General features: G+C 43.0%; 11 protein-coding genes. 4 read left to right on the forward strand and 7 right to left on the reverse strand.

All coding sequences use genetic code 11. The annotated features are described in order from the left end of the window. Nucleotides 1-6: 6 nt before the first annotated feature. From RIB15_RS11215 to RIB15_RS11245, 7 genes are all read right to left on the reverse strand, one after another. Complete coding sequence (locus tag RIB15_RS11215) at nucleotides 7-678, reverse strand: LuxR C-terminal-related transcriptional regulator (protein ID WP_350202243.1); 672 nt, start codon at nucleotides 676-678, stop codon at nucleotides 7-9. Between the two features lie 292 nt (nucleotides 679-970). Beyond that, nucleotides 971-4,216, reverse strand: a complete 3,246-nt coding sequence (locus tag RIB15_RS11220; protein ID WP_350202244.1) for a S41 family peptidase — start codon at nucleotides 4,214-4,216, stop codon at nucleotides 971-973. A 106-nt stretch (nucleotides 4,217-4,322) separates the two neighbouring features. Next, nucleotides 4,323-5,099, reverse strand: a complete 777-nt coding sequence (locus RIB15_RS11225; protein ID WP_350202245.1) for a DUF2971 domain-containing protein — start codon at nucleotides 5,097-5,099, stop codon at nucleotides 4,323-4,325. Nucleotides 5,100-5,116: 17 nt separating this feature from the next. Continuing rightward, nucleotides 5,117-5,683, reverse strand: a complete 567-nt coding sequence (locus tag RIB15_RS11230; RefSeq protein ID WP_350202246.1) for a hypothetical protein — start codon at nucleotides 5,681-5,683, stop codon at nucleotides 5,117-5,119. Nucleotides 5,684-5,798: 115 nt separating this feature from the next. After that, nucleotides 5,799-8,342, reverse strand: a complete 2,544-nt coding sequence (gene topA / locus RIB15_RS11235) for a type I DNA topoisomerase (RefSeq protein WP_350202247.1) — start codon at nucleotides 8,340-8,342, stop codon at nucleotides 5,799-5,801. A 13-nt stretch (nucleotides 8,343-8,355) separates the two neighbouring features. Next, entirely contained in the window at nucleotides 8,356-8,832 is a 477-nt protein-coding gene (locus tag RIB15_RS11240) for a peroxiredoxin (protein ID WP_350202248.1), read from the reverse strand. 66 nt (nucleotides 8,833-8,898) lie between these two features. Further along, nucleotides 8,899-9,471 (reverse strand): NUDIX hydrolase, encoded by a 573-nt coding sequence (locus RIB15_RS11245; protein WP_350202249.1) that lies wholly within the window; start codon nucleotides 9,469-9,471, stop codon nucleotides 8,899-8,901. Between RIB15_RS11245 and RIB15_RS11250 the strand changes: the two genes are divergently transcribed. The 4 genes from RIB15_RS11250 (at nucleotide 9,472) to radC (ending at nucleotide 12,737) form a co-directional block, all read left to right on the forward strand. After that, nucleotides 9,472-10,653 carry a phosphorylase family protein gene (locus RIB15_RS11250; RefSeq protein ID WP_350202250.1) on the forward strand — a complete coding sequence of 394 codons (1,182 nt, stop codon included), beginning with the start codon at nucleotides 9,472-9,474 and terminating at the stop codon, nucleotides 10,651-10,653. It abuts the gene before it with no gap. Nucleotides 10,654-10,965: 312 nt separating this feature from the next. Beyond that, nucleotides 10,966-11,616 (forward strand): DUF2975 domain-containing protein, encoded by a 651-nt coding sequence (locus tag RIB15_RS11255; RefSeq protein WP_350202251.1) that lies wholly within the window; start codon nucleotides 10,966-10,968, stop codon nucleotides 11,614-11,616. 2 nt (nucleotides 11,617-11,618) lie between these two features. Further along, nucleotides 11,619-11,828, forward strand: coding sequence for a helix-turn-helix domain-containing protein (locus tag RIB15_RS11260; RefSeq protein WP_350202252.1), 210 nt, complete (start codon nucleotides 11,619-11,621; stop codon nucleotides 11,826-11,828). Between the two features lie 192 nt (nucleotides 11,829-12,020). Continuing rightward, nucleotides 12,021-12,737 carry a RadC family protein gene (gene radC / locus RIB15_RS11265; protein ID WP_350202253.1) on the forward strand — a complete coding sequence of 239 codons (717 nt, stop codon included), beginning with the start codon at nucleotides 12,021-12,023 and terminating at the stop codon, nucleotides 12,735-12,737. The last annotated feature ends 133 nt before the right edge of the window (nucleotides 12,738-12,870 follow it).

The raw sequence follows: 12,870 nt of genomic DNA on the forward strand, positions 1-12,870 counted from the left end.
GCCCGTTTAATCATTTGTGGCAGATGATTCTTTATCGTGGGCATATTTTGCAATTTGCAGCCGACTGTGGAGGGTTAGTTTCTCAAGAATATTATGCACATGGCTTTTTATGGTATGGGGAGAGATGTATAATTTTTGAGCTATTTCTTTATTTGTAAGGCCGTCTGCAATTAATTCAATAACTTCTTTTTCTCTTTGAGTCATTTGCACTGAATCGAGAATTTTTTTCTCTCCCTCCGGCCCATTTAGAGATTGTTCTACAATCTGTGCAAACAGCGAATCCGTAAGGTAAGCAGGCAATACTTTTTCACCCCTTGCTACTGCACGGATTGTGGTTAAAAAATCATCAACTGTTGCATTTTTTAGAATAAACCCCTTCACCCCACATTCCACAAAGTCTAAGACCTCGGAATGAGTCGCAAAAAGGCCCATCAAAACTACCTTCACATCTGTGTCATTTTTCCGAAACAGCTTTACAATGTCTAAACTGTCATAACTCTGCAAGCCTAAATCGAGCAATACTACATCAATGTTTGAGGTTTGAATTTTGGACAGCATTTTTTCATCCGTTTGAAGAGCAGCAATTACCTCAAAATCGGACTCTTTCTTCAAGACTTCCGTGAGGCCCTCCCGAAGCAAGCGATTATCTTCAATTATAAGTAACCGGATTTTTTTCATAGAAAAGCAGTACTGAAAGTAAAATTACCGAGTTATTTTGACGACGGCTTAACCTTCTTAATGACAATTGCTTACAACGCCAGAGTTAGGCGTTATTGGTAAGTCAATATACCATAAATCAACCAGACTTATCTTACATACCCCTCATTGCAGCAATATTCTTTCAAGATTTCTGCTACAATTACTTTTAAAGAAGTCATACTTAAATTCGACTCTGAAGCAAAGCAGCGGAGCAATTGAGTATTTCCAGCACGTAGCCTTGACAGACTGTCCGGGCTACGTGCCAGATTATTTAATTATCTCCTGAATCACGATCTGGTCGTTTCCACCTTACCGGATCCTTGGGTGTAGGAATGATGGGATTTTCATAATTCTGCAGTAAACGCATAGCTTCATTAATAGCTGCTTCCAGCTGAGGATCATGTCCATTTATGACTTCTTTTGGTGTTTGCATGACTTCAATATCTGGCGCGATACCTTCGCCTTCCACATCCCATTCACCATCCAAGTTATAGAAGCCACCCCGAGGAGCTACAAATCGGCCTCCATCTACAAATGGCGGAGTGTCCCAAGTTCCAACCAATCCGCCCCAGGTTTTTGCTCCCACCAACGGACCGATTTCCATCTTACGGAATAAGAATGGAAGTAGGTCACCACCTGAGCCAGCTCGCTCATTAATCACCATAACTTTAGGACCCCAGATTCCAGCACCGGGAGTTGTAAATGGTTTACGGTCACCGGCTTTGCTGTTGAAAAACCCATGTAAATCACGAGCCATGATGTCTACCATATAATCAGCGGCAGAACCACCACCGTTGTTTCGCTCATCAATAACAGCGCCCATCTTATCTTGCTGAGCAAAGTAGTAGCGGTTGAAATATTCATACCCTCCGTTTCCGGTATTTGGAACCCAAACATAAGCCAGTTTTCCATCTGACATTTCATCAACTTTACGCCGATTACCTTCTACCCAATCCCGGGTTCTCAGTCCATATTCATTAGAAACCGGAACTACAGTTACCAGGCGTGCACCTTGTGTTCTGGGACGATCATTTACCAGAAGCTGAACCTGTCGGTTTACTGTTCCTTCAAAAGCTTTATAAAAATTTTCACTGGATGAGATTTCTTTCCCATTTACGGCCAACACATAATCTCCTTCATTCACATCAATACCCGGACCTGAAAGGGGAGCCCTAAGATCGGGATTCCAACTCTCTCCGGTATAAATCTTGTCGATACGATAGGCTCCATTTTGAAGTGAAATATCAGCACCTAGTAATCCTGCCTGAACCTCCTCAAGATCAGGATAATCGCCGCCGGCAACATATGAGTGTCCTACAGCGACTTCTCCGCTCATAATATCCAGCACATAATTTAGATCAGAACGGTGTTTGGCCTGTTCCACCCATGGCGCATACCAATCATATACATCATTCCATGGGGCTCCATGCATATTATCTACATAGAGAAAGTCTCTCATAAAGCGCCATCCATCCCTGAATATCTGCACAAACTCTTCCTGTGGATCTACTTTTATCTGGATGCCAGAGATGTTCAAGCTTCCATCGCCTGCTTTCTTTTCTCCGCCATCAGTTCCTACAATCCCCCATGTTCCTCCGCTTCTGTAAAGCAAACTCTTGCGATCCTGAGAAACCACTCCTTCGTTAAAGTTTGCCATAAATAAACTTCCTTTCCGATCATCCAGGCTAAATTTATGAAGCCGCGTTCCTTCATTTTCTACCGCTTCTGTGTAGAATACATCCCCACCGGGGCCGGCCATCAACCCTGTATAATTACGCTGTGGAATATCAACCGCCAAAGTTCTCTCAGCAATTCCATCCAAATCGATTACAACTTCCATTTCAGCGTCTTCTTCCGACTTTTCTTCTTCTGATGTTTCTTCATCATCACTTTTTGGGAGAAGTGGTGAAGGCTCGTCATCAGACAACACAATCATATATAAAGCGCGGGTAACCGGCATATTGTAAGAGCTCATATCCAGCCAGCCGGTATTTAATCCATAATCAGTGCTGGCCAGGAAATAAAGATATTTACCATCTTCGCTCCATACAGGAGTTATTGAATCCGACATTCCATCTGTTAGCTGGTGGGTTTTCCCCGATTTCACATTATGCACCTTCACGGCCTTAAATTGATTGTCCAAAATCTTGACGTAGGCAATCCACTTACCGTCTGGCGACCAAACCGGGTTCAAGGTTCTGTTGGGGTGAGCATAACCATCGGTATCTACTTCTTTTGCTTCTCCGGATTCCACATTCACATACCAGAGATTATAATCGGTATCGGTATAAGCAATGTGCTTCCCATCTGGTGACCAGTCGGGACGAAAGTAGAAGGTTGGATTTGGCAGCTTAATGGATTTCGGGCCTTCTAATCCATATTGATCACCGATCATCAGCGTATATTCTCCACTTTGATCAGAAAACCAGGCAACCTGACTTCCATCGGGCGACCAGATCGGATATCGCTCTGCACTGGAAGCTGAATTGCTCAGATTTCTCCACGTTCCGTTTTCTTTGGGAACTGTGATAATCTCTCCCCGAAATTGAAAAACAGCTCTTTTTCCTGTTGGAGAAATAGCCGCATTATCCAGCGAGTATGCATTCGGTTCTTCCCAGCGTGGACGCCCCCAGTTCATGTCTCCGGCCACATTGATTTCCAACTGCTCCGTTTCTCCGTTTTCAGGATTCAACAGGTGCAGATAACCACCCTGTTCATACACGATCATGCCAAATCCGGCATCCAGGCTTTTCGCATCAAAATCAGAATGAAAGGTCCATTGATTTTCTTCTTCTGTTTGCGGGTTGAAGGACCAGATATTGTTCGCAAAATCTCTTTCGGAAAGATAGAACACGGAACCATCATGCCAAACCGGATCGGTGTGGCGTTCATTATCAGTTCTTGGAGTTTGAATTAATTCAAAATTGTCCAAATTCACAATCCAGATGGGCTGTGCTTGTCCGCCCCGGTAATTTCTCCATTCGGGATCCCAAAACGTAATGGGATTATAGGCCAGGTGTTTTCCATCAGCCGACATTTCTCCGGTCGCTGCCCTGGGAATAGGCAACACTTCCGGCATTCCACCTTCGGTACTCACTTTCCAGATTCGATTCAATTGTGTGGGATGAGCCATTCGTGTAGATCGAAACAGAATTTCTCCATCAGGTGTCCAGCCCGTTACCACATCATCAACCGGGTGCCAGGTCAGCCGTTGTGGTGAGCCCCCTTCAGCCGGAATCACAAATACATCTGAGTTTCCATCATACTCTCCGGTAAAAGCAATCATATTTCCATCGGGTGAGAAGTGTGGATTGGACTCGCCTCCGATATTACTGGTTAGGCGAATCGCGTCACCGCCGTTTTTGTCCACTTTCCAGAGATCGTTGGCATGAACAAATACGATACTGTTTTCTGAAATGGAGGGCTCACGAAGAAGCTGCGTTCCCTGCGCAAAGGTTTCAGCCGTAAAAGCTATAAGAAGGAAAAGAGAAAAAGTGTATCCGAATAAACGTTGCATAATATCCCGCGTTAGTTGAAGTGCTTCGGGAATATAACGAATCAGACGGGAGAGTAAAGTAGCGTTGAAGAATCTTTACAAATATAGAAAGTTCATCAAACTGTCACTAAATAAGTTCTATTAGCTCATATTTTGGATGAGTATAATTTAAAGCATAACATTTACAACCCAACTTTAAACAGTAGTTTTTTGCTTCATCATATCTGCTTTCTGGAAATTTATAGCCAAGCACAATTGAGTGTATTGCTTTTTCAACATCTATATAAATTGGCTTTACTTTTTTTGAGTAAATAAGCCACCTATATTCATTTTCTTCTCGCCAGTCGTAACCTTTCTTAAAATAGATAGAATGAAGAATTTCATTAGATGTAATTAACTCAGTTACTTTTTTCTCACTTAATGAAATATTCTCACCATACTCTATAGTTGTACCACCTTGTACTAGATGCAACCAACTTGGATAGTAAACTGAATCTTGAATCAAATAATCATCATCACTTATTTTTGATTCAATTGCTTCTTTAAGTTTTTCTTTTTTAAATAGTATGCAAAATCCTTTAAAATTTTGGCCATACTGTGCCCACATTCGTGGTTTACCGTAAATCGAATTTTCGATAACAGATTTATGATTGTCTTTTTGAGGCTTTGTTGTGCAAAAGACCCTTAATTTTTCTCCAACGACCTGCTTAAGCTTTCGTGCTCTTTCCCAAGCTTGTAAATCAATTTCTTGACCTATTCCAACAGTATCAATCCACCCTAAACTACTTTCGCGAGGATCATCCATGTTTTTCACTTGACCTAGCAGAATTCTAGCATTCTTCAAAATTTTTTCAAGATTTTCAATCTTGGTGTAATGACTTAATAATCCCTCTTCTTCAATCATAATGTAGGAAGACTAAACTAAAACAAGCTCGTCTGTTCCCGATCTTCTTTTTGAGCCTCTTCTATTTGTGGCTCTTCGGCAGGTGTAAACGTCTTAAGCATTTCCGGCATGAATCGTTTTTCGTAGATCCGGCGACAGATTCCATGAAGTGCTTTTTCACCTCTGGGCGGAATACGAAGGAAGCCACTGTCATCTTCATCCAAAAACCCAAATTGCCGTAAGTCGTTGACAATAAGATAGGCCAGCTTCTCGGTCACTCCGGAATTTTTTTCTACATATTCACGATGTGGCGGTTCGTCTTCACTTACATACACCAACCCAAGCACGTTCAATTCAATGTCGGTGAGAGGGAATCCTTCACTGCCTTTGGTAAGCAGGTTGTCCCAGGTTTTTTGAGAATAATAAAGCCCAAACCATGACTTAGCTTCTCTGAGCAGGTGTCCGCTCATCGCACAAGCAAAATGCTGACTTGGTCCGGCTTTTCGAGGCTCACCCCTGGTACGAAACATATTCACCATCGTGGCAAGATCGAGCTCTCCGATATTTGGTGGATATTTAAAATAAAAATCGCTTCGTTTTTGCATGTACCTTTTTCCTGTCTTTTAGATTTGACAGCATCGGCAAGAAATCTACAAAAAAAAATTCAAAGCCACTTCGAGATTCAATCTTCAATATTGAATATTCGATATTCCGGAACTACTAGCCTTTCTCTTTAATCAAATCGATGGCTTTGTCCATGGTGAAATCTTCCGGGGTTTCTCCCTTTGGTAAACTGATGTTTTTCTTACCGTGTTTAATATATGGACCATATCGGCCTGTCATCACTTTCACCGGCTTTTCGGTATCGGGATGCTTGCCCAGATCTTTAATCTCGTTACTTCCTCGGCGGGATTTAGACTTCTGATTCAGAAGTTCAACAGCACGCTTCAGCTCAATATCCAGTACGCTGTCTGATTTAGGAATAGACTTAAACTTACCGTCATGCACTACAAAAGGGCCATAACGTCCCACACCGGCTTTCACAACTTTATCGTCTTCCGGGTGCTTACCGAGTGACCGTGGTAATTCCAGCAGCTGCAATGCCAGATCGAGATCCACATCCTTAGGTTCCATTCCCTTAAGCAGGGAAACACGCTTGGGCTTTTTGTTTTCTTCGGTCACTTCACCACGCTGTACGTAAGGCCCATATCTACCGGAAAGCAAGAATACAGGGTCTCCTGTTTCAGGGTCTTCACCGATGGGCTTGTCCTGTTCCTCAGAAATCTTAATCAGCTCTTCCAGCTTTTCTGAAGAGATATCGCTTGGGTCCATATCGTTGGGCAGCGAAGTAGTTACTTCTTCGCCGTTCTTTTCCATGCGGGCATAGGGTCCAAATCGGCCCACCGCAACTTTGATTCCCTCTAAACCTTCCAGTGGTAAATCAAGCAGTTTTGCTTCCTGCGGATCAATTTTATCTTCCTGAGTATCTACTTTTGCCTTCAGGCCATTATCACCATTATAGAAATCTTCTAAATATTTTACGGGATCCTGATTTCCGGTAGCTACCGCATCCAGTTTGTCTTCCAGTTCTGAAGTAAAATCACTATCCACTAAATCCGGGAAATGCTTTTCCAATAACGAAGAAACCGCAAAAGCCGTAAAGGTTGGAATCAGTGTTTTGCCTTCATTCTTGGCATACCCCCGATCCTGAATGGTACTGATAATGGAGGCGTACGTACTCGGGCGACCTACTCCTCTTTTCTCTAACTCTTTCACAAGTGTAGCTTCCGTGAATCGCGCCGGCGGCTTGGTTTCATGACTTACAAAGTTCAGATCATCAAGCGCAGTTTTATCGCCTTCATTCATTGCAGGAAGAAAGTTTTCCTGATTTTCCAGAGCCGCCTCCGGATCATCGCTTCCTTCTACGTAGGCCCGGAAATATCCGGGGAATAAAATCTTTTTGCCGCCTGCCCGGAAGTCCGCATCCGTTCCATTATTGGTTGCCCGAATAGTGACATTCGTAAATTCGAGCTCAGCTTCTGCCATCTGGGTAGCAATAGTTCGCTTCCAGATTAAATCGTATAGCTTAAACTCACGATCACGTAAGCCAGCCTTTTCCGGTTTTACAAAGCGGGAACCTGATGGACGAATCGCCTCGTGAGCCTCCTGTGCAGATTTGCCTTTTTTGCTGTAATTCCGAACGCGTTCAAATAAATAATCCTCACCGTACTCTTCGGTCACCGCATCACGGGCAGCACCAATAGCTTGCCCCGAAAGTCGGGTTGAATCGGTACGCATGTAAGTAATAAACCCTTTTTCGTATAGCTTCTGGGCAACGCTCATGGTATCACGGGCAGAGAACCCAAACTTACGGTTAGCCTCCTGCTGCAGGGTTGAAGTAATAAACGGAGGCGCTGGATTTCGCTTCTGTGTTTTAACATCCACGTTAATTACCGACCAGCTTGCACCTTTCAGATCATCGACCAAAGCCGAAGCCTTGTCTTCATCTAACAGTACAACAGAATCCGGCTTTTTGAGCTTGCCGGTATTTTCATCAAAATCTTTACCGCTTGCCAGCCTCTTTTCATTCAGATGAGTCAGGTCAGCATCAAACTTATCTTTCTCTCCCTCTTTATGAAGCTGTGCTTTCAGGTCATAATAGGTAGCGCTTTTAAATTTCATACGTTCGCGTTCGCGCTCAACCAGAAACTCAACAGCAACAGACTGAACCCGGCCTGCTGAGAGTCCCGGAGAAATTTTCTTCCATAATAATGGGGAAACCGTATAGCCCGCAAGGCGATCTAAAATTCGTCGGGTTTCCTGGGCATGGACCAGGTTCATATCAATGTCGCGAGTATTTTCGAGGGCTTTCAAAACAGCTTCTTTCGTAATCTCCCTGAATACCATTCGTTTTACCGGCACTTTTGGCTTCAGGATTTCCAATAAATGCCATGATATAGCTTCTCCCTCACGGTCCTCATCTGTTGCCAGAATCAACTCATCAGCATCTTTAAGCAGTTTTTTGAGTTTGGTAACCACTTTCTTTTTGGATGATGGAATCACATACAAAGGATCAAACCGGTCATCAACATTGATTCCCAAATTCGACCAGCTTTCCTTTTTATACTTGGCAGGAATTTCCTTCGCCGAGGAGGGAAGATCACGAATGTGACCCATAGAGGAGTCTACTACATACCCGTCGGGCAAGTACTTCTTAATGGTTTTAGTTTTTGTAGGAGACTCTACAATGACAAGGCTTTTCATGCAATAAGGATAATTATTTCAAACTTTCAACCAGTTCTTTTAACTCTCTGGCGTGTTCTTTTGTATTCACTTTTTCAATAGTGCCCAAAATAGTACCATCTGTATCAATAACAAAGGCCGAACGTGAGGGGGCCTCATACTCGTTTCCAAACATCTTTTTTTCCACAATGGAATCTGTGGCTTCTGCGAACTTATAATCAGGATCTGAAACCAGAGTGAAGTCTATGCCCTGCTTCTTCGCATATCTTTTATGAGAACCACAGGTGTCTTTACTAATAGCCACCAAATTGTAGCCATGTTCCTTAAACCATGCAGATTCATCAGCCAGATCTTTAGTTTGGCGGTCGCAACTGCTGGTGTTGTTCTTCATATATACCGAAACGATGGCTGGCTTGTCCAGCAACTCAGTAAAGTTAACTTCTTTTTCTTCTCCGTTTTTCACGGCCTTTACTGTAAAATCGAAATCTGCTTTTGCTCCTTTTTCAATCATTGATATGAATAGTTAATTTTTTTTGTTGGGTTGAGATAACTGGATTTGAGGAAAGAATCGTTCGGTTTATTCAGAATTGCTTATCCATAACAAGAACTTAGCCATCGCAGCCACCACCAGTGAGTGATGTACTTCACCCTGATTTACCATTTCTAAAAACTCTTCAAGTGGCATCAGATGTACATTTATTCGTTCATTGCCATCCAGCTGTTGTTCCTGAACTTTTTTGCAGTTTTTAATTAAGTAGGTATAGGTGTAATTGGTGAAAATTGCCGGATTAGAACTAACCCTCCCCAGGTCAATACACTCATCTCCTGCATAACCAGTTTCTTCCAGCAATTCTCTTTTTGAGGTCTCCAGCGGCGACTCTCCCCGATCTACCATTCCGCCCGGAAGTTCCAGCGTAGGTTGCTCAATTCCATACCGGTATTGCTCTACCAACACGATTTCATTTTCAGATGTAAGTGGAATCACATTAATCCAATCAGGAGCCTTTAGTATCGAAAAAGCAGCCGAATGACCTTCAGATTCAATTTTCATCTTACGACTCAAAAGTTTGAAGATATTCGTCGTATATTTGACCTCTTCATCTGTGGTGACCCACGGTTCAATCGAAAATGAAAAATTACGGCTACTCATATGTCAGATACGCTCAAATTAGTTAAAGATCAGTTTTCTTCGGAGGCAGAACTTAAAAAAGCTATTGATAAAGCGTGCAACCTGATGGAAGAAATTTACGATTCAGGCAAATATCCGCAGATGATCGTGGAGCGAACATGGAGCAAGCATAATCCTGTGATTGACGGTGAGCTGGCTCAACCCAAAGCTTACCGCTGGTATCTAAAACGAGAAATTGAACGACTGGTGAGCAATGGAGCTACCGTTTTTGTAAAACCTTCCCGGGAAGCACTGCCCATGAACAACCCGGAGCTTTTTGATAACCTCGATGAAAGTGACTGGGACATCACCCAAAAGAAACTCTTTTTATTTCGGGCTGAACGCATTGATATTTCACTCGACCGGCTTCGACATTATACCAGTACCGATCCGGCCGACTTCCAGAGATATATCCTGTTTACCAACTATGATATGCACGTCGAAGTGTTCCTGGAGAAGTTCCCAGATTGCGTGAAACCGGTTCGTGAAGGTGTGCAAATGCCCGCTTATCACCATAAGATGGACAACAACTCAGGGCTTACACTTATCAATATCGGTGTGGGTCCATCCAATGCAAAAACCATTACCGACCACGTGGGCGTGCTTCGTCCGGATGCAATGGTTATGGTTGGTCACTGCGGCGGACTTCGAAACCATCAGGATATTGGCGATTTTGTTTTAGCCAACGGATATTATCGCGCCGATAAGGTACTGGATGACTTATTCCCCATCGGAATTCCGATTTCACCGAATTATATCCTGAACCGATACCTGAAAGAAGTGCTTGATCAGCATGAAATGGAGCATCGTATTGGAACCGTGTACACCACAGCCAACCGCAACTGGGAATTTTCGAAAGCCAAAACAGTGGAAGAAATTCACATGAGTCGCAGCGTGGCCATTGACATGGAATCATCTACCGTGGCCACTAATGGGTTTCGATACCGGATACCGCATGCTACTCTTCTATGTGTGAGCGATAAACCCCTGCATGGTAAACCCAAACTGACTGATGACGCTCAATCCTTCTACCAAAACTCCAAAGAGATGCACCTTGAGATGGTGATTGATGCACTTCAAATGGTGAAGGATACCTATCCCGAAGGATTACCGAACTCCAGCATCCGTGCCTTCAACGAGCCATTGATGGGCGGAAGCGGATAAGAACAAGGAACATCGAATGTTGAACAGCTTTATCAGATAATCACCAAAGTCATTCCTGCGGAGGCAGGAATCTGGATACATTCAATATCCAAATAGTTTTAATCTATTCGAACAACCAGATCCCGGGCATTCGCCGCGGGATGACTATTTTACCACTTGCTCCTATATTCTGAGCTGGAGCGAAATGCCACATCTTGAAAAACACTCAATTTCTTTATTCGGCAACTATTTATTGTTTATCAATAAATAGTTATTGCTTTTCAAAAATTATTTGTTTTATTTAAAGGCAGGTTAGAACTAAATAATCTGCTTATGAAACTCAGAAAAGATTGGTCACTCGCTTATTTACTGCTTTATATATGCCAGATCGGATATTGGCTTATTATTATAGGTGTGGGAGCGGAGCTAATCATGAATACAGCTTTTATGTCACAAGAGCGTGTCGTAATAAATGATATCTCCGTGCACCTTGAACTGCAGCAGTTTGAAGAATACAACGATATCGAGCTTGAAAATATCCGCTTAAACATCCATGAAGACATGGAATCACAGGTTCAAATTTCTGGACCTTATGATGAAATAAAAAGCGCATTTTTCTTTTTTAATGGATTAAAACTATACGAGAATATTGTGTTCTTTATCATCCTGTTCATGCTTTCAAAAGTGTTGAGGAGCGTTGCCGAGGGAGACCCTTTTCAAGCCAAAAACTCTTCTCATTTATACGTGATTGGCTGGACATTAATCATTTCTTCGATCATTAATATTTCTTTTCAATTCATGAGTGCAGGGCATTTTATTTCTTTGCCTCTTTTTAGTGATTTAGCACTTCCCGAAGGCATTGACATCACTTCTTTGAATCTGTTTGGTAAAGATTTCCTGATGAACGGTATTTTCATCATTGTATTAGGCTATGTATTCAAAGAAGGTGCCCGCATCTACGAAGAACAAAAACTAACGGTGTAAGCATGGCCATTATCGTAAATCTGGATGTAATGCTGGCCAAGCGGAAGATGAGCCTTACCGAGCTTTCGGAGGAAGTTGGAATCACAATGTCAAACTTATCGATCCTGAAAACCGGGAAAGCCAAGGCCATTCGGTTTTCAACTCTGGAGGCTATCTGTGAGGTACTGGATTGCCAGCCGGGGGATATACTGGAGTTTTCGGAAGAGGATTAAGTTTTATAATTGTCATTCCCGCACAGGCGGGAATCTGGTTATTACCACCTTCAGATATTTTTTGTTTATCTGAAAACCAGATCCCGGGCATTCGCCGCGGGATGACTTTCCCTTATCTGGCTTAAACTTTTTTGTAAGGAATTGCCTTCAAGCCGCTCTGACTATAAAACAAATAAAAACAACCAGAGCGTTATGTCACATGAAGAATCCTTTTCGATAGAACACTTCCACAGCCGTACGCTCAAAGATATGCAGCCGGATGAACAGCCCCGGGAAAAACTGATGCGCTATGGCGCCGACTCTCTTTCCGACTCCGAGCTGCTGGCCATCCTGATCCGAACCGGAACCCGGAAACTTAACGTCATTGAAACAGCCAAGGCTTTGCTCTCAAAGTTTGACGGCCTGCACAATCTCGTTCGTAAAGACTGGCAATCCCTCAAGGTGATTCCGGGAATAGCCAAGGTTAAAGCCATCACACTGGAAGCTGCCTTCGAGCTGGCTCGAAGAATTGAAGTAGCCGGGCTTGGAGAAGAAATCCAAATTACTTCTCCTGAAGATGCCAACGCTTATTTTGCTCCCAAACTTCGTCACCTCACCAAAGAAACCTTTCTCGTAGGATTTCTAAACAATGCCAAAATCCTGACTGGTTATCACAAAATCAGCACCGGTGGGAAAACAGCCACCATTGTTGATCCGGCAGAAGTAATGCGACAGGCTGTACTCAATGAAGCTGACTCTATCATCCTGGTTCACAATCATCCCTCCGGGCAAAACAAACCATCCAGTGCGGATATTCAACTCACCAAACGACTGGCAGAATGCGGAAAACTATTGTCCATCCCAGTTGAGGATCACCTGATCATTGCCGGTTACAACTTCACCAGCCTGAGGAGTGAAGGATTGTTTTGAATGTACGTTATTCAATATCCAACACAGAATAATGAATATCCAATTTCCAGCGACCTTCAACCTGAATATTGAGCGTTGGATATTGGTTATTCATTATTCATACCTTCCTGATTATATAAACTTCACTAACATC

The organism is Gracilimonas sp., from assembly GCF_040218225.1.
GTDB lineage: Bacteria > Bacteroidota > Rhodothermia > Balneolales > Balneolaceae > Gracilimonas.